Genomic DNA, 17,585 nt, shown 5'->3' with positions numbered 1-17,585 from the left:
CTAAACTACTTCGCCAAGGAGTGTCGCCGGCTCGCCGAAGAAATGGCAGCGGCGGCGCCCGCCGAAGCCGACCGCATACTGGCACTATATCATATCCCGGACGAGGGTGATAAACCCTGGCGGTGGCGTACGCGTCAGCTCCGCCGCACCCTTGCATGGTACATCGCCAGCCAGCCCTTCGGCGTGATCGCGGGCATGATACAATATGGGCACGCGAGCGCCATGATGTTCGAAGGCTATGCGGGCACTTCCCAATCCGGCTTCCGTTCGGAGATCGAAGAGGAACGTCGCCTCGCTCAGCTCAGCGATATCGTCGAGATGTACGAGGACTGGAAGGCAGGGATCAATCCAGGCGGCCCCATGCGCTCGAAACTCGTCGCCGAATTTACAAGCATCAGGAGCAAGATTGGTGATCTGCCCGGCACGGTCGTTGATGATCGGCGCCGCGCAAAAATGCTTTCAAACACTGCCGTCACGCTTCATCCGGGTTATATCAACGACTGCTTCTTCTATGCCGACCACGCCCTCTGCTTGAAGGTGAAAGGAGCTGAGGTGCAGCCGGCATTTACGAGGTGCCAGCCTGCTCGTTGTCCGAACAGCGTGGTGGCGAGGCGGCATGTGCTGGCTCTGCAATCATGCATCGCAGATGCCGAGACCATGAAAAATAGCAAGAACATCAGCCCGATCCAGAAACACGCCATTGAGGCACAGATCGTTATTTACAGACAGTTGCTGGAACAGGTCGAACGATGACGAGGAAAGCGAACCCTCCCCGAAAATCGCAAACCACCGTCGCGCTGCTTGACGCCTATAACCGCTTGCGCGACGGCAAAGGCACCGCGACGAATGGCAAGCTGAGCATAACCAATGTTGCCCGCGAGGCGGGGGTCAGTCGAGCGACGGCCTATCGATGCTCCAAACTTCTCGCTTTGTTAGATGAAGCTCCGAAGCCGCCGAAGGCCAAACCACAAATCACGAGCGGTAAGGCCGAGCTGCGCAACGTGATCAACCAGTTGCTCAATCGTATCATCATGCTGGAGGCTGCGTTGGAAGCCAAAGAGGCGGAAATCCGGCAATTGCGTTCAATGCTGCCAAAACCAGGGGCGGCCAGCTCATGATGCGAGCGAGCCCTGAGGACATTACAATCGACGCCACGTTGCACGCTCAATTCGCTCTACGCTACATGGCGACGCGAGCCCGTCACGGGCGGGATACCCATTGAACGCAGATTCAGTTTAGAACCCTCCCCGCTTGCGCAGCACTGATCCTGCCCTGCACAACGCTTGATGGATTTTGGTTGGGCCCATCGCTCGACGAAAAATTCTCTCAATCAACAGCCTGCCTGCGACCAGCAGCTTGAACGGGTATCTCGCATGTAAATGACCGCGATGGGCCGCTTGCTGTCCGACCGGTTCTGGTTTGAAAAACGAAGAAAGCTGCCGTTGGCGAAGTGATGTCGAGCAGGCGCAACTGCTGTGTCTGTGCCGAGAGGGCTATCGTTGAGAGATCTCGGCGCAGACAACAGTTCGCGAACTCAGGCTCAGGTGGACGCGCGCGCCCGCTGTGGCACAGTGTCAGGGAACCAGCGCCGTCCAAACCAGAAGGCAACATTGACCAGCAGGATCAGGACCGGCACCTCGACCAGCGGCCCAATCACTGCAGCGAACGCAACCGGCGACGAAAGCCCGAAAGCCGCAATGGCAACCGCGATGGCGAGTTCGAAGTTGTTGCCTGCCGCTGTGAAGGCAACGGCCGTCGTGCGCGGGTAATCGCTCTCGACGAGCTTCCCCATGAAGAACGCGATCGTGAACTGGACGACGAAATAGATCGTCAACGGGACCGCCACGCGCAGGGCATCACCGGGCAGCGCGAGAATTTCGCTTCCCTTGAGGCTGAACATAGCAACGATCGTGAAGAGCAGCGCGACCAGCGTCACGGGCCCAATCTTCGGCAGGAACGTGTGCTCATACCACTCGTTGCCCTTGGCCTTCGTCAGCACCTTTCGGGTCACGAAGCCGGCGAGGAACGGAATGCCAAGGTAGATCAAGACAGCTTGGGCAATCGTCCAGAAACTCACGTCGATCACGCTACCTTCGAGCCCGAACAACGGCGGCAGGAAAGCCAGGAAGAACCAAGCGTAGACGCTGAAGAACAAGATCTGGAAGATCGAGTTGAACGCGACCAGCGCTGCAACGTACTGGTTGTTGCCCTTCGCAAGTTGGTTCCAGACGATAACCATGGCGATGCAACGCGCCAGACCGATCAGGATCAGGCCGGTCATGTATTCCGGCTTGTCGCGCAGGAACAGGACCGCGAGGGCGAACATCAGGACTGGTCCGATAAGCCAGTTCTGGATGAGCGAGATCACAAGGATGCGCTTGTCGTCGAGGATATGAGGCAGTTCCTCATACCGTACCCGCGCAAGCGGCGGATACATCATGAGGATCAGGCCGATTGCGATGGGGATGTTTGTCGACCCCCAAGACAGGCTGTCGATTGTCTTTGGTAGGCCGGGGAACACGGAGCCCAAGCCTACGCCCAGCGCCATGGCCAGGAATATCCAGAGGGTCAGATAGCGATCAAGGAACGAGAGACGTTCCGGCTTGGGCTCGATGGTCATGGGTCCTGCTCGCTCAGCCAGCTACGCGATTGCCGGCCGCATCGACCACCTGTTCGCCGTCTTCCTTCGCGAAAGCGCCTTGCTGCGCAGCGGGAATGAGGTCGAGCACTTCTTCGGACGGACGGCATAGCTTAACGCCGAGCGGTGAGACGACCAGCGGCCGGTTGATAAGGATCGGATGCTCCATCATCGCATCGATCAATTCGGCATCGGTGAGGTCGGCATTACCCAGGCCCAGTTCGGCATAAGGCGTGCCTTTCTCGCGAAGCAGCGCGCGAGGGGTCATAGCCGCACGCGAGATCAGGCTTTCCAGCAATGCGCGCGAGGGCGGCGTCTTCAGATACTCAATGACGTGCGGCTCGATGCCGGCATTGCGGATCATCGCGAGGGCATTGCGCGACGTGCCGCACTCCGGGTTGTGGTAGATGATGATGTCGGTGGTCATACTGTTTGCTCCAGCTTTGAGGCTCGCACCTTCGCTTTGGCCGATTTCGAGAAGTTTTTGCTGCATCGCCATCTTGTCGATGCTGTCGTGCGGGAGGGTGAGGAACAGCGAGATGCGGTTGTGAAGATAGCGCAGCGCCTTCAGGAACGCCTCGCGCTGGCCTTCGCCTTCAACTGCGGCCGGGTCCTCAATACCCCAATGCGCCGTGATCGGATGTCCGATCCACACCGGGCATGTCTCACCGGCGGCGTTGTCACAGACGGTGAAGATAAAATCGAACTTAGGAGCGCCGGGCTTCGCGAACTCGTCCCAGCTCTTGGAATACATGCCCCGCTTGTCGATCCCCATTTCATCGAGAACCGCAAGAGCCATCGGGTGAACCTTGCCCTTGGGCTGGCTGCCGGCGCTGTACGCCACGAAGCGATCGCCACCGAGCTGGTTCATGAGCGCTTCGCCCAGGATGGAGCGCGCGCTGTTACCGGTGCATAGGAACAGGACGTTGTAGGTTCTGTCGGACATGGAGCACCCTCAAGCTGATGTATCGCAGCGAATCTTGGCGATCAGGTCCGAGCACATCTCCGGCGCCCCCTGGCAGCAATCCTGCATGAGGAACGTGAGCAGCCGCTGCATTCCGGCATAGTTGGCGCGGTAGCGGATGAGGCGGCTTTCCCGTTCGGATTGAACGAGGCCTGCGCGCTCAAGCGTGCTCAAGTGGTGGGACATCGTCGACTGCGGCACGCCCGCGCGCTCGGCAATGGCGCCCGCGACATGGCCTTCCGGCCCTGCCTGGATCAGCATGCGGAACACGGACAAGCGCGTTTCATGCGCCAAAGCGCTCAATGCATCGACTGCCCACACCTGGGAGTTGAGGTCATTCATGATTCGTCGATCCTTCTAGGATTATCGAAATATGGGCGCGCCGAAGGCTCGTCAATCGATATTTCCAAAACCGTGGAAATATGGATTCACCGTGCTATTGCGGTCCTTAGAGGAATGCACGTCGTTCAAAGTTATGCGAGCTCAAGCAAGCTGCTGCGGCGCCAATGCTTTCTCCAGCACTGCCTCGATCCTCGGAATGGGAGCGACCGAATGAAAACGCACGACATCGTCATAGTTGGCGGCGGGCAAATGGGGCTGTCGTTGGGCTATTATCTACGCCGTTCCGGGGCAGATTTCGTGATCGTCGATTCAGAAACCGGTCCTGGCGGCGCGTGGCGGCATGGCTGGGATTCGCTGCGGCTGTTTTCTCCAGCGGGATACAGTTCATTGCCCGGTTGGCTGATGCCCCCGCCCTCACACAAGGGGTATCCGACCCGCGATGATGTGCTCGATTACCTGAGCCGCTACGAGGAACGCTACAAGCTGCCCATCCAAAGGCCCGTACGCGTAGAGACCATCCGCCGGTCCGGCGCTCATCTGGAGGTTGTGACGGAGGATGGGCCCTATTTTGCTCGCTTCGTTGTCAGCGCGACCGGTACTTGGTCGCACTCCTATGTGCCTGAGTATCCCGGTCACGATCTGTTTGAGGGGACGCAAGTCCACTCCGCGCTGTACAACCGCCCGGAGGCCTATGCCGGGCAATCGGTGCTGGTTGTCGGGGGTGGCAACAGCGGCGCGCAAATCATGGCGGAGATTGCTCCGATTGCCAGCGCGACCTGGGTTACAACACATGACCCACTGTTTCTTCCCGATGATGTCGACGGGCGGGTACTCTTCGAAAGGGCCGTGGCTCGGATGAAAGGGCCGCCAGATGGAGAGCCTGTCGGCGGTGTCGGCGACATCGTGATGGTTCCTCCTGTCAAAGCGGCGCGCGATCGCGGCGACCTCTCCTCGGTGCGGCCATTCACCCGAATGACGGCAACAGGCGTAGTTTGGCCCGATGGATCGGAAACAGCCGTGGATGCGGTGATCTGGTGCACCGGATTCAAGCCGGCGCTCGACCACCTGCAATCGCTGAACGTGGTGGAGGCCGATGGCAGGGTCCACGTTGAGGACTATCGCTCGATCAAAGAGGAACGCCTCTGGATGGCCGGATACGGCGATTGGACGGGGCCTGGCTCCGCGACCCTGATGGGCGCTGCACGAACCGCACGCGATGTGTCCGCGCTGCTCACTTCGGCGCTGGCGGAGGCTGCCGACAGCTGAGGCACCGGCCGGCTTTTTATCGGGAATTTCCGATTCAATATTGACGATCGCAATCCAATCGGTAAATTACGATGAATGAACACCGAAGAAGCCCTCGCTCTGCTTTCAGCGCTCGCGCACCCTACGCGACTGGAGGCCTTCAGGCTGTTGATCCGGCATGAGCCCGGTGGGCTTTCCACGGGTGAATTGGTCGAGGCATCTGGGCTGAGCCAGAGCACATTTTCGACGCACCTCGCCGTCATGGTGAAGGCGGGTCTCGTCATCGCCGAAAAGCGCGGGCGACAGCAAATTCAGCGCGCCAACCTGGATTCCTTGCGCGGCGTGATGGTCTTTCTCGCCAAGGATTGCTGCCAGGGTCGAACCGAACTCTACGAGCCGCTGCTGGCTGAGCTGACCTGCATCTGACGGGACGCGAGTGAATCCCGTTCCTGTAAGTGCGCCCGCAGTGCAGCGAACCGGCCAGCGTTTGCCTGCCATGTTGAACCTTAAAAGCCCACTTGGAGTACGCCAGTGACGATCTCTGTTCGAAGCGTGACCGTCGATGACGCGGAAGCCATCGCTGCCATCTACGCCCATCACGTACTGCACGGCACGGCGACCTATGAGATCGTTCCGCCCACGGTTGCCGAGACCACCGTCAAGATTGAGACCATCACCGACCGGAATTGGCCTTTCCTCGTCGCCTGCGAGGGAACGGAAGTTGTCGGCTATGCATACGCGACGCAGTTCCGAGATCGTCCTGCCTACGCTTTTGCTTGCGAGAACAGCATCTACATCGCGCATGATCGACGGGGCTCCGGGATCGGCAAGCGACTTCTCACGGCTTTGCTTGATGCTGCGGAAACTTACGGCTTCCGGCAAATGGTCGCTGTGATCGGAGGCGGCGAACCTGCTTCCGTTGCGCTGCACGGATCCTGCGCCTTCGAACACGTCGGCCGACTGACAGGCATGGGCTGGAAGGCGGGCCGATGGCTCGACACCGTCTACATGCAGATCGCGCTTGGCGGCGGCACGGCTTCTGCGCCGACAGCGGATCGACCGGCCTAGAGCCCAAATACCTGTGCGGTCGGTCAGTGCCGCCCGGTTCTTCGACCGCGATGCCCTGCGATCGTCCCGCGAAGAAGTGGACCGCAGTCGTGCCGGGCGAGGTTCGAACAGACATTTTGCCGCCGAAATGAAGCGGCGTGCAGCCGACTTGAGAAAGGTATTCGAGAATGAGATTGCGTGAACTCGCAGCCCCCGACCATTTGCCGGCGTTGGACAAGGCGTTCGCATTCGAGCGTCCAGCCACCGGCCTCGGCTCAGACCAGCCTCCGCCCCGCATTCTGTTGCTTTATGGTTCGCTCAGGGAACGCTCGTTCTCGCGCCTCGCCGTGGAGGAGGCTGCTCGCCTGTTGCAGTTCTTCGGCGCCGAGACGCGGATCTTCGATCCCAGCGACCTGCCGCTGCCCGATCAGGTGGCCGGAGACGACCACCCGGCCGTGCATGAGCTGCGCGAGCACGCGCTCTGGTCCGAAGGCATGGTCTGGTGCAGCCCGGAGCGACACGGCCAGATCAGCGGCATCATGAAGATGCAGATCGACCACCTCCCGCTTCAGATGCGCGGGATGCGGCCGACGCAAGGACGGACACTTGCCGTCATGCAGGTGTCCGGCGGCTCGCAATCCTTCAATGCCGTCAATTCACTGCGCCTGTTGGGTCGGTGGATGCGGATGTTCACGATCCCCAACCAGTCGTCGGTAGCAATGGCGTACAAAGAGTTCGACGAAGACGGCCGGATGCGGGCGTCGAGCTATTACGATCGGATCATCGACGTCATGGAGGAGCTGGTCCGCTTCACCGTGCTGATGCGTCCGCATGCGGTGCAACTTGTCGACCGCTATTCCGAACGCAAGGAGGCGGGTGTTCCAGTCGATGCCTCCACAGACCATTCTGCGATCGCCATCGCGCCTCAAAGCTGAATCGAAGGTCCTCTTGGCCTGACTGTCAAATGGGAGTGTCGATGAAGCGGTACTCCCAACGCACCAAGTATCCGGAGGAATGGCAGGTTTCGGGGGCGGCACGGCTTGGCCCAAACGGCCGATTTGGGCGCGTACCAGACATTTCCCAATCTGTCGGCGCAATGATCAAGGCCGCATCAGCAACCCGACAGGCAATGGCAAGTTAGTTTCTTCCGCTCAGCAAAGTCATTCCGGATGCCCCCGCGACGAGTCGCGCCGCCTTCGGCGGTTGCGCTCGGGACAGTTGCAAAGTGCAGTAGCGCTTTGCAACTGTCCCGAGCGCTTCAATGGTCTCGAATCGTCTCAAACGGCGGTTAATTTTATAGCGCATAAATAAAGGGTTGTGATGAGACGAGACACCATCTGCAAACATAAGAAGAAGCAGGATGATTTGACGGGGACCGGCAAGCCTTCGCGCTTGATCCGTGCAATGCAATCGTCTCGTGACCAGCCCCATTCCCTGAGCGGATAGCGAAAGGTGAAGCGCGGATCGTCATGACCTTCGCGATGTGCATAGCGCCGGTTGTCAGCGGGTGAACAATCATAGCCGATGAGCTTGACCACGCGTTCACCCCGCGCCCACGCGGCGAGCGCCGGCGGCCAGGTCTCTGCCCACCGATCCTGAGGCGAAATCTTCCACTTCGCCGAGCAAGAATGGCGGTTGAAACTGATTGACGGTAATGTGCCGTTCGTCAGCAGGTTTTCGAGCAACGACCTATAGGGCGGCCAGTGCTTGAAGCGCTTGGGTTCGTAGCGAACGATGTGGTTTTCGACGCCGTATCGGTCGAGCCAATCGCGAAAGAGCGGGATATAGGCAAGTGTCTCGGGACGCTCGCTGCCGGTGTCCGCCATGAGAACGGCGTCAGGCGCCTCACCTCGGGCAACAAGTTCGATAAGCATCTCTGAGCGGAACCGATTAACGCCCTTTGCGGAAGCAGTTATACTGATCCGGCAATTCGAGTCGTTCCCATAAGGAGAATAGCGAATGTCGGCGTGACCGACAAATCAGCCCGTTTGCGTTCTGACGCAACGGTGCGGTTCGCCCGAAACCCGGCAGACCGGCCAGGCCGAAGATCGTGCACGGGTTGGTATCAGTCGATCAAGGCTGGCGATGCGCTGCCTTATGAGAGCCTGCTCGAGCGCGATGCGCTGTTACTTCTCGACTTCGATCCCGATGTTGCGCAGTTCGGGGTGCAACCGGAAACCTTCGTTTGGACGGATGCGGGCCGACAGCGGCGTTACACCCCCGATATCCGGCTGGAGACGGTGGGCGGCGAGGTCATCTACCGGCAGGTGAAACTGGCCACGCGATTGGCGGCTGACCCGACATTGGGCGGACGGTTGCCAGCAATCGAAGCCGAGTGCGCCGCGCGTGGGGCCCGGCACGAGATGTGGCTCGATACCGATATCCGGCGACAGCCACGCTTGTCGAATGCGCGACGCCTGCGCGCAACGGTGGCGGTGCTAGCGGCAGAAAACCTCCACGCGATCCACACCACAATCACCCGCCTCCCCTTTCCGTCGAACCTGGGCGCAGCCGCCGAGGCGCTCGGCGGCCGCCCCGTGCATGTCAACATCGTGCTCGGCCTCGTGGCAGTCGGCGAGTTTGCGATGGATCTCGAGCGACCGCTCGATGACGATACCGTCCTCATGCGGGGGAGGAATGCGAAATGAACGCAACGCCGATGCGCTTCCAGCAAGGCGACACGCTCTCGATCCGAGACGATCAAGGTCAGGTGGCGCTCTGGTTGGTGATTGAGCGCAAGCGCCGTGGCTATCTGATGCGACCGCAGAGCGGCAGCGATGCGCGAACATGGAGCGACGATGAAATCGACATCGTCTATGGTGCCCGGCGGCTGACGCATCATCCTTGCAATGCGGACGGCCTGCCCAAGGCCATCGCCGAGACGCTGGAGAAAACCTGGGAGTTCTGGCCCGAAGAAATCCGCCGCGAGGCCGAGCGCAGGGACACCTATGTACGCATGGTCGACGCGATTCGCGGCGAGCACCCAACACTTATGGGCGCCTATGCCGCTGCTGCTGAGGCCGTGTTCGACGCGCATCATGAACAATGGGAACGCGAGGATACCGCGCTTGCGGCCCGGATGGTCGCGGAGCGGCGAAAAGGGAACGGCGAACCGCGCCGCACCAAGGCAGTGGCCCGGCCCAATCCTTATACAGTACGGGCGTGGTATGGCATATGGAGTCGGCACGGTCGCGATATCCGGCTCCTGATCCCGCACTATCATCGGCGCGGGGCACGCCAACCCCGCTATGCGCGCGCGAACGGCGATTATCCCGATACCTACAAGCTCATGCGGCAAGCCGTCGAAGTCTGGTATCTGGGCATGCCGCGGCGGCGGAAGAACTATGCCTATCGCCGCTATGTCGATCTGTGCCGCGAACAGGATGTTCCTGCGGTCAGCGACCGCACCTTCCGGGTGTTTATCCGCGACAATTATACCGAGCGACAGGAATATGAGCGTCGCTTCGGCCGGCGTGCCGCCTGGCTGAAGTTCGGCATCTTCGAGCGGCGGCGCCCGCCAGAACGGCCGCTCGAAGAAGTGGAGGTGGATCATTGTCTGATCGATCTGGTGGTGGTGCATCCGGAGAGCGGCCGCGCCTTGGGGCGGCCCTGGCTCACCGCGCTTCTCGATCGCGCCACCCGCATGATCATAGGGGTCCATCTGAGCTTCGAGGCGCCGTCCTATGCCTCACTCCAGAGAGCGCTTGCCCATTCCTTGTGGAAGAAGGATCTCTCCGGGTTCGCCGATATCGAGCATGACTGGCCGTGCCACGGCGTGCCCGAATGGCTGATCTGCGACAACGGCAAGGAGTTCCGGTCGCAATCGCTGCAGACGGCCGCCAGGATGCTCGACATCGGCATCGTCAATCTGCCGGTGAAAATGCCATGGTTGAAGGGCGCGGTCGAGCGCGTGTTCCAGACCATCGGCGTGCAGGTGTTCAGCCATGAGGAAGGCACGACATCGTCGCGGACCATGGATCTCTATGATCCGGTGGCGCGGGCAAGGCTGTCGCTCGAGGATGTGCGCAGTCGTATCCTCAAGTGGATCGTCGACGACTATCATCACAGCGTCCACGATACGTTGAAATGCACGCCCTATGAGCGCTGGCGAGAACTCAGCGCACTTTACCCAGTGCGCCCGGTTCCCGACTTCGACCATATTGTACGGCTGACCGGAGAGACCTTCTTCCGGCGCATCTCCAACATCGGCATCCAATATGAGGGGCTACTCTATGCTGATCGGGAGAAGCTCGAACCCCTGCTGGCGCGCCGCGGCGGGTTGGAGAAGGACTGGGAGTTACGCTACGATCCCTATGATCTGGGTGAGGTCTGGCTGCTCGACGACGAGCGTGGCGAATGGCTGATGATCCCGTGTGTCGACCAGTGCATATCGCGGGGCGTCTCCAAATATCAGCACAAGATCCATCGCTCGATCGCAAAGCGAAGCCTGCCGAAGAATGCGCCGGTGACGGTCGCCGATCTCGAAGCGGCGCGCAGCCTTGCCGAACAGACGGCGGGAGATCTGCAAAGTGAGGCGAGTAAAGTCCGCAGCAAGACGCGGGCGGCGCGGTATGAGACCGACGGTCGCTACTTCACGCCGATCGAAGGCCAAGAGCGACCGCCTGAAATAGAAACGCCGGCACCGGCGGTAGAAACCGCACCACGTGCGGCGAAACAGGCACCGGTGCCGTCGCCTCCCGTCATCGATCTCGACGCGGACATCGAGGCTCTGGTTGCACAATGGTCGGACCCGAGGCGATGACACATCGTCGTCGCGCCGCGACGTTACCGGCACGGCCAGCGGTGCCCGACGCCGTGCTTGCGTTCGAGACCACGGTGATCCCGCATACGCGGCACATGGGCGCGAAGGCGGCGATCCGCGAGTTACATGGCCGATACCGCCCGCGCGAGGACGGCCGACGCTTCAAGGCCCGGGCCCTGCTCATCATCGGCTCTGCTGGGTCCGGCAAGACGACGGCGCTCGAGGACTATATGGCCGACTATCCCGATAGCGCGACGGAGGATGCCGATATCCGCCGCATCGTTTATGTTGAAGCACCGGAACGGACGACGCGACGGGCGCTGGTGGGGGCGATCCTCGGCGCCTACGGCTATCGTGCGCGGGACCATTGGAACGCCAGCGAGGTGATCGAGAAGATCGCCTTCTATGCCGAGGAGACGGGCACCGAGATGATCTTCATCGACGAAGGGCATCACATGGTGAACGAGAATAATCCCGACATGACGGCGGAAGTGACCGAGTTCATCAAGTCGTTGCTCAACCGGGTAAAAGTCCAGATCGTGATCGCGGGTCTTCCCCGGTTGCTCGACATCTCCGTGGCGGGCGAGAAGACGATGCAACTGCGCCGCCGGTTGCAACCGACGATCATCCTCAAGCCCTATGACTGGGCGACGCGGAGCGGCCGCACGATGTTCTCTGGCGTGCTCGGCGTCATGGAGAAGATGATGGGGTTGCCGGATGCGTCCGGCCTCGCGAAGCACGAGATGGCAAAACGCATCTACGTCGCGACGGGCGGCGAGATCGGGATCGTCTCCAAATATCTGAGCCAGGCGCTGAGCGTGGCACTGGCGATCAGCCAGCGGTCGATCGATCTGAACCTGTTGGGAGAGGTTCATGCGGGCTGGCATCCGATTTATGAGCCCGACGTCAGGGATATGCTGGACTTCGATGCGATCCTTGAGGATGTACCGTCAGTTCCGAGCGGCGGCCCGGCTCACCACGACAACCCCTTCCTGTGTTCGGCCGAACGCCTGCGCGAGATCTGGCTGCGCGACGCCGTACCTCCGTCGCCCAAGAACATGAGCCGCGTCACAAAGCTGCGCGGAAGGGGCGCGCAACCCCTGCGGCCCTTCGTGCGCGAGGGATTATGACAGCATCGGCAACTCGACTTGCGTTGCGGGTGCGGCCGGCAACGTTCGAGCCAGGCTGGGCACTGTTCAACCGGCTTGCCCTGCGGCATGGCTGTGAAACCCAGCTGGAATTTGCGCGTCAAGTGCCGCTGGTCGACCGGACCGACTTCGTTCGGGATATGGAGCGTGGGCGACGCTTTCACGATATCGCGCGGCTCAGCGGCGTCCCGCTCGAAACATTGCTCCGTAACTCGATACTGCAGACCGAGGGTGGGAGCGTCCTTGCAGGTGAGCTTGTGAGCCGCAGCGGCAATATCAGCTATAGTTGTCACTTCGCCCGTATCTGCCCGGACTGCATGCGATCGGATATCGAGCGGGGTCACGGGCCGGTCGCCTGTCGGCCGTGGCGGCGCTCCTGGTGGGACCTGGCGAAGGTATCGAGTTGTCCTCATCACGGTCGGGCGCTGCTGGCGATATGTCCTGCCTGTCGGCACGTGTTCCGCCGTTCGGACCTCTCACCAGCGCGTTGCACATGTGGGCACGATCTGACGCAGGAATATACTGAAGCGATCACGTCGGACGGCAAGATCGGCGATGCCTATCTTGTCGGCAGGCTTGGTGATGGACCCCGTATCTCCCACGCGTTCCTCGACAGCCTGGCGTTCGCGGACGCCGCCGAGATCATGCAATGGGTGGGCTCGGTCGCACGCTGGGGCAGATCGATCATCAGCTGGCGCCGGCAGGAGCCGGCGGAACGTGCCCGCACCATGGCGGCGGGCTTTGCGGTCTGCGAGGACTTCCCCAACCAGTTCGAAAAGATGCTGGACGGGATGCTGGCGGCATGTCCGCTCAAGCGTCTGACGCCTGTGGGTGTCTATGGGCGTCTGCAATACTGGCTCGGCCTGTCCACCAATCCGACTCTCGACCCGATCCGGGAGGTCGTCAGGAATCATGTGGTGAAGAATGTGCCGATAACAGCAGGCACGATGTTGTTCCGCCAACCCGCAACAGAAGGCGATCTCACCACGCTAGGCGGTCTGGCGAAGCTCTGCGGCGTATCCGCTGAACGGGTCGCGACCGTAGCTGCGGCATTGAGGTTGATCGACTCGCTGCCGAGCAACGCCCGGGGTATGGTCGTGCCGAAATCCCTCGAGGAGCCGTTGACGGCCTTCTTCCGCGAGTCCTGTTCTCCCGAGGACGCACGGCGTTATCTCGGCGTCGGTCTCGGGCTGTTCAAGGCGCTCATAGCGCGACATTATCTTCCCCGCGCCTTCCCGCTTGGTGGAGCGTCGATCCCGGCGCAGTATCGTCTGGCAGATCTCGACCGCTTCCTTATGGCTTTGCACGGCGATGCGCCGTTCGTCACAGCGCCGCCGCCAGGCAGCGAGACGATCCTGCGGGCCGTGCGCATCTGTTATCGCTCTTCGGAGGCGATTATCGGCGGGCTGCTGCGTGGCCAGATCAGGGCTACGGGCCGCTTGCGCGGCGAACGGGGCTTTGCGCAGATACTGGTCGATACCGACGCAGTGATCACCGGCCTCGAATATGAGGACGATCCGATGTTCATGCTCATGGCGCAAGCTGCGCGGCACCTCGGCGTGACCATCCCGACGGTCGCAAAGCTCAAGCAAATGGGATGGCTGACAATCGACAGGAAACAGACACCCCTCAGGATCATGCCCGCCTTACGGCGAGCAGAGGTCGAAGCGTTCGGCGCGCGCTTCGTCAGCGCTGCCGAGTTGGCGCGCATCCCCGGCAAAGCTACGCATGCCGTGAGGGTTCATCAACATCTGCGGAGCGCCGGTCTGGTGCCGGCGATCGCTGGAAGCCGAAAGCTGCAGCCCTTCTATCACCGCGAGAGCGCCGAAAAAGTGATCCGCGGAGTCTACCGTGATCGGTTGCCCGAAACGACTGCAGCAATGTGAACGGATCTGCCGGCACGGATGAAGCGGCGCGGCTGCGGGCCCGGCTCAAGGCGCTGGATGACGAGCGGGCAGCGGTGATCGCAGCGCTGGACGCCGTCGCGACGCAACAATCGACCGAGCACCGAAAAGCTGATGCGATCTCCCTGTTCTCCGACGCTCCGGTGACCGCGACATCGCCGACAGATAAGAAGGTCGCGTTGTTCCGCAGGCTGTTCGCCGGTCGCGAGGATGTCTTCCCACTGCGCTGGGACAATCGCAAGACCGGGCGCGGTGGCTATGCACCCGCCTGCGGCAACGAATGGAAACGCGGACTCTGCGACAAGCCACAGGTCAAATGCGGCGAGTGCGCGCACCAGGCTTTCCTGCCCGTGACGAACGAGGTGATCGACAAGCATCTGCGCGGCGGCGCATCCTCGCGATCGGATGCCGGCGACTTCGTGGCAGGCGTTTACCCGCTGCTTTCCGATGAGAGTTGCCGGTTCCTCGCAGCCGACTTTGACAAGGCAAGCTGGGCCGAGGACGCGCTGGCCATGATGGAAACCTGCCGCCTGCGAGGGGTGCCTGCGGCACTTGAGCGATCCCGTTCCGGCAATGGCGGGCATGTCTGGATCTTCTTCGCCGACGCCGTGCCGGCACGAACCGCCCGCGCTCTTGGCGCATCGCTGTTGACTGACACGATGGAGCGACGTCCGGAGATCGGGTTCGGCTCCTATGATCGCTTCTTCCCGAGCCAGGACACCATGCCGCTCGGCGGGTTCGGCAATCTGATCGCGCTGCCGCTGCAGGGGCACGCCCGTCGGCGGGGAAACAGCCTGTTCGTGGATGAGCAGTTGCGCCCCTATCCCGATCAATGGGCGTTCCTGTCTTCGCTGTCGCAGCTGGATGCGCACGACGCCGCGCGCATGGTGGCCGACGCGGAAATGCGCGGGCGGGTGCTGGGTGTGCGGATGCCGGTGGAGGACGAGCATGCCGCCGAGCCCTGGCGGATGACACCGTCCCGGCGGCCGCCCTTGTTGCCTGTGGCCGAACCGCTGTCTGGGACACTCGATATCGTGCTGGGCGATCAGGTCTACATCGACCGGACTGGGTTGCCGGCGGCGCTAACCGCGCAGATCGTCAGGCTCGCGGCGTTCCAGAATCCCGAGTTCTATCGGGCGCAGGCGATGCGCCTGCCGACGTTCGGCAAGCCGAGGATCATCTCCTGCGCGGAGCTTCACCAGAAACATATCGGGCTGCCGCGAGGATGCCTCGACGAACTGGTCGCGCTTATCGCTGCTCATGGAAGCACTGTCAGGATCGACGACCAGCGAATGGCAGGGACTCCGCTCCCGGACGGTCTGTCGTTCCAGGGTGATCTCGAAGAACCCCAGCAAAAGGCGGTCGACGCGCTCGATCCGCATGATGATGGGGTGCTGGCCGCGACAACGGCGTTCGGCAAGACGGTGGTAGCCGCACACCTCATCGCAAAGCGGCAGGTCAATACACTCGTGCTCGTCCATCGCAAGGAACTGCTCAGCCAATGGGTCGAACGGCTGCGAACGTTCCTCAATATCGATCCGAAGCTGATCGGGACGATCGGCGGCGGCAAGCGGAAGCCTACAGGCGTGATCGACGTGGCGCTGATACAGAGCCTCGTAAGGCACGGCGAGGTCTCGGATCTGGTTGGCGATTATGGTCACCTCATCGTCGATGAGTGCCATCACCTGTCCGCGGCGAGCTTCGAGCTTGTGGCTCGGCGCGCCAAGGCCAGGTTCGTGCTCGGCCTGTCCGCAACGGTTGCGCGCAAGGATGGGCATCAGCCGATCATCTTCATGCAGTGCGGCCCGATCCGCTATCGGGTGGATGCGCGAACCCAGGCTGCCCGCCGCGGGATCGCCCATCGCACACGGCAACGACGCACGGCATTCCGGCTGCCGCAGCCGCTCGCGATCATGGACAGACCGCCGATGCCGGCGGTTTATGCCGCGCTGGCGCAGGACGTGGCCCGAAACGATCTTATCTTCGATGACGTGCTGCGTGCCTTGGAGGCGAAGCGGTCGCCGGTAATCCTGACAGAGCGCAAGGACCATCTCGAATATCTGCAGGGCCGGTTATCCCGGTTCGTGCGGAACCTCGTGGTGTTGCGGGGTGGAATGAGCGCGGCGGAACGCAAGGTAGCGGACGCCGCACTGCGTGTGCCTGACAGCGAGGAGCGGCTTATTCTCGCAACGGGCCGCTACATCGGCGAAGGGTTCGATGACGACCGTCTCGACACGCTGTTCCTGACCATGCCGATCTCCTGGAAAGGGACGCTCGCCCAGTATGTAGGGCGCCTGCATCGCCGGCACGCGGGGAAAACTGACGTGCTCGTCTATGACTATATCGACGATGCGGTCCCGATGCTCTCGCGCATGGCCGCCAAGCGCCAGGCCGGATATCGCGCGCTCGGCTACAGCATCGAGTAATCTGGGGGTGGAATCATTTATCGATTCTCGGAAGCCGCCGGCGAATCGAGAACCGATTCTGCGAATGAGATTAATGGTTCTCGACGGTCGCCGGACGCCGCCCGCAACCGTCAACGTCATATGCGCTTATCGATTCTCCACAGAGCATCGCGGTCGAGTCCACGCCTGCGCCCCAGGCGGCGAGGACAGGAGCGGTGTCGGCTGATCTGGACATCAGACCACCAGCGCCAAAAGCTGGTCGCTCGACGCAGGAGCGAGCGGGGTCACCTTCACCGGCTGGAGGGGATCGCCAGTACGCACGACAAACTGGTGGTGACCGGTCTCAGTGCGACGGCGGATCGCGACCACGTAGGCGTGTTCGAAGCATGTGAGGCGCGCGCGGAGGGGCGAGAGCGTCTGCATGAGGTCTTCCCATCGGTTCAAGGTTGAGGGGACCGGAGGTGGTCGCCCGGTCCGTTGATCGCGCGCATGATCATGAGGAGCGCCGCTGCGAGATGTTGCTCGACCTCGGCCGCGTTCATCTCGAGGCGGTCGGCGATTTCGGTGATCGACAGGTCGTGGACGCGGTGAAGCGTGAAGACGGTGCGCTGTTCCGGCGGCAGCGCGTCGACGGCGTCCCGATACCGCTGACGACACGAATCGACCGGATCATCGCCGCTCCGGCGGCCAAGATCGATAAACGGGAGCAGACGTGAAAGCGGACCGCGCAGGGATGTAAAGCGAGGAAGGAGCATGGTTGAAAGCCTGAAGGACCGTGGGAGCGCATCGCTGCCGATGCCCTACCCCACTCCCTGCTCCGCTTCCTCCGATCGCTACCAGGGAAAGGTCGGAAGATCGTTTTCCATGGGGCCATCGGAATCGAGCAGCACATAATCGCAGTTATTGACCCGACCGAGTGCCAGGATCGCGGGCAATTCCCTGGGAAGGTGGCGCTGGGCTTCGGTCGGCAATTCGCGGGTGCCGAGGAACCAGCCATAATGGGTCGGGGCGACCAGCAGAGGCTGCTTGTGAGGTGCAAGGTCCGCCCAGGCAGTAAGGATGGTGCCGGTCGCACAGCGGATATGGGCGGTGCTGAGCACCAGATATTGTCCGGTCTCCATGGCGATATC

At 61.7% G+C, this 17,585-nt stretch carries 18 protein-coding genes and 1 pseudogene; 11 read left to right on the top strand and 8 right to left on the bottom strand.

Annotated elements, in window-relative coordinates; all coding sequences use genetic code 11:
- A partial coding sequence (locus tag AC3WT0_RS10520; protein WP_492753461.1) for a site-specific integrase occupies positions 1-753 on the top strand: 753 nt, incomplete at its 5' end.
- Positions 750-1,118 (top strand): TetR/AcrR family transcriptional regulator, encoded by a 369-nt coding sequence (locus AC3WT0_RS10515; RefSeq protein ID WP_052076616.1) that lies wholly within the window; start codon positions 750-752, stop codon positions 1,116-1,118. The genes AC3WT0_RS10520 and AC3WT0_RS10515, both read left to right, overlap by 4 nt.
- Before the next feature lie 422 nt (positions 1,119-1,540).
- Here AC3WT0_RS10515 and arsB read toward each other — a convergent pair whose 3' ends face one another.
- The 4 genes and pseudogenes from arsB to AC3WT0_RS10495 form a co-directional block, all read right to left on the bottom strand.
- Positions 1,541-2,620, bottom strand: a complete 1,080-nt coding sequence (gene arsB / locus AC3WT0_RS10510; RefSeq protein ID WP_037509304.1) for an ACR3 family arsenite efflux transporter — start codon at positions 2,618-2,620, stop codon at positions 1,541-1,543.
- 13 nt (positions 2,621-2,633) lie between these two features.
- A complete protein-coding gene (gene arsC / locus AC3WT0_RS10505; RefSeq protein ID WP_037509366.1) occupies positions 2,634-3,065 on the bottom strand; it encodes an arsenate reductase (glutaredoxin) in 432 nt (143 codons plus the stop codon).
- A gap of 12 nt (positions 3,066-3,077) precedes the next feature.
- Positions 3,078-3,584, bottom strand: a pseudogene (locus AC3WT0_RS10500) (arsenate reductase ArsC); the annotation flags it as partial.
- A gap of 9 nt (positions 3,585-3,593) precedes the next feature.
- Positions 3,594-3,944: an ArsR/SmtB family transcription factor gene (locus AC3WT0_RS10495; protein WP_037509303.1), complete on the bottom strand. Its 351-nt coding sequence runs from the start codon at positions 3,942-3,944 to the stop codon at positions 3,594-3,596.
- Between the two features lie 210 nt (positions 3,945-4,154).
- On the opposite strand from AC3WT0_RS10495, the gene AC3WT0_RS10490 reads away from it, so the two are divergent.
- From AC3WT0_RS10490 to arsH, 4 genes are all read left to right on the top strand, one after another.
- Entirely contained in the window at positions 4,155-5,210 is a 1,056-nt protein-coding gene (locus AC3WT0_RS10490) for an ArsO family NAD(P)H-dependent flavin-containing monooxygenase (RefSeq protein ID WP_037509361.1), read from the top strand.
- A 75-nt stretch (positions 5,211-5,285) separates the two neighbouring features.
- On the top strand, positions 5,286-5,615 hold the full coding sequence (locus AC3WT0_RS10485) for an ArsR/SmtB family transcription factor (RefSeq protein WP_037509301.1): 330 nt from the start codon (positions 5,286-5,288) through the stop codon (positions 5,613-5,615).
- A gap of 105 nt (positions 5,616-5,720) precedes the next feature.
- Positions 5,721-6,257, top strand: a complete 537-nt coding sequence (locus AC3WT0_RS10480; RefSeq protein ID WP_037509299.1) for a GNAT family N-acetyltransferase — start codon at positions 5,721-5,723, stop codon at positions 6,255-6,257.
- 167 nt (positions 6,258-6,424) lie between these two features.
- On the top strand, positions 6,425-7,171 hold the full coding sequence (gene arsH, locus AC3WT0_RS10475) for an arsenical resistance protein ArsH (protein WP_062069117.1): 747 nt from the start codon (positions 6,425-6,427) through the stop codon (positions 7,169-7,171).
- A gap of 342 nt (positions 7,172-7,513) precedes the next feature.
- Here the strand turns inward: arsH and AC3WT0_RS10470 are convergent, their stop codons facing one another.
- A complete protein-coding gene (locus tag AC3WT0_RS10470) occupies positions 7,514-8,110 on the bottom strand; it encodes a hypothetical protein (protein ID WP_492753458.1) in 597 nt (198 codons plus the stop codon).
- Between the two features lie 93 nt (positions 8,111-8,203).
- Between AC3WT0_RS10470 and AC3WT0_RS10465 the strand changes: the two genes are divergently transcribed.
- Genes AC3WT0_RS10465 through AC3WT0_RS10445 form a run of 5 tightly spaced genes read left to right on the top strand, consistent with a single transcriptional unit; the run spans position 8,204 to position 16,476 of the window.
- Positions 8,204-8,884: a hypothetical protein gene (locus AC3WT0_RS10465; protein ID WP_492753457.1), complete on the top strand. Its 681-nt coding sequence runs from the start codon at positions 8,204-8,206 to the stop codon at positions 8,882-8,884.
- Positions 8,881-10,998 (top strand): TnsB C-terminal domain-containing protein, encoded by a 2,118-nt coding sequence (locus AC3WT0_RS10460; protein ID WP_492753456.1) that lies wholly within the window; start codon positions 8,881-8,883, stop codon positions 10,996-10,998. Before AC3WT0_RS10465 ends, AC3WT0_RS10460 begins: the two co-directional genes overlap by 4 nt.
- A complete protein-coding gene (locus tag AC3WT0_RS10455) occupies positions 10,995-12,128 on the top strand; it encodes a TniB family NTP-binding protein (RefSeq protein ID WP_197057719.1) in 1,134 nt (377 codons plus the stop codon). The genes AC3WT0_RS10460 and AC3WT0_RS10455 overlap by 4 nt, the downstream gene beginning before the upstream one ends.
- Positions 12,125-14,032, top strand: a complete 1,908-nt coding sequence (locus tag AC3WT0_RS10450; protein ID WP_492753455.1) for a TniQ family protein — start codon at positions 12,125-12,127, stop codon at positions 14,030-14,032. Before AC3WT0_RS10455 ends, AC3WT0_RS10450 begins: the two co-directional genes overlap by 4 nt.
- Positions 14,029-16,476, top strand: coding sequence for a TOTE conflict system archaeo-eukaryotic primase domain-containing protein (locus AC3WT0_RS10445; RefSeq protein WP_231472241.1), 2,448 nt, complete (start codon positions 14,029-14,031; stop codon positions 16,474-16,476). The genes AC3WT0_RS10450 and AC3WT0_RS10445 overlap by 4 nt, the downstream gene beginning before the upstream one ends.
- 213 nt (positions 16,477-16,689) lie before the next feature.
- Here AC3WT0_RS10445 and AC3WT0_RS10440 read toward each other — a convergent pair whose 3' ends face one another.
- The 3 genes from AC3WT0_RS10440 to AC3WT0_RS10430 form a co-directional block, all read right to left on the bottom strand.
- The gene (locus AC3WT0_RS10440; protein WP_492753454.1) at positions 16,690-16,878 is read right to left on the bottom strand and encodes a hypothetical protein; all 189 of its coding nucleotides are present in this window, start codon (positions 16,876-16,878) and stop codon (positions 16,690-16,692) included.
- A 17-nt stretch (positions 16,879-16,895) separates the two neighbouring features.
- Positions 16,896-17,210, bottom strand: a complete 315-nt coding sequence (locus AC3WT0_RS10435) for an RNA polymerase sigma factor (protein ID WP_492753452.1) — start codon at positions 17,208-17,210, stop codon at positions 16,896-16,898.
- A 78-nt stretch (positions 17,211-17,288) separates the two neighbouring features.
- On the bottom strand, positions 17,289-17,576 hold the full coding sequence (locus AC3WT0_RS10430; protein ID WP_492753450.1) for a DUF5983 family protein: 288 nt from the start codon (positions 17,574-17,576) through the stop codon (positions 17,289-17,291).
- Positions 17,577-17,585: the final 9 nt, after the last annotated feature.

The sequence above is a fragment of the Sphingomonas sp. EU05-FHT14C10 genome, assembly GCF_058790595.1.
Note: the sequence above shows the minus strand (reverse complement) of the source record. Positions and strands in the feature narration are given on the sequence as shown.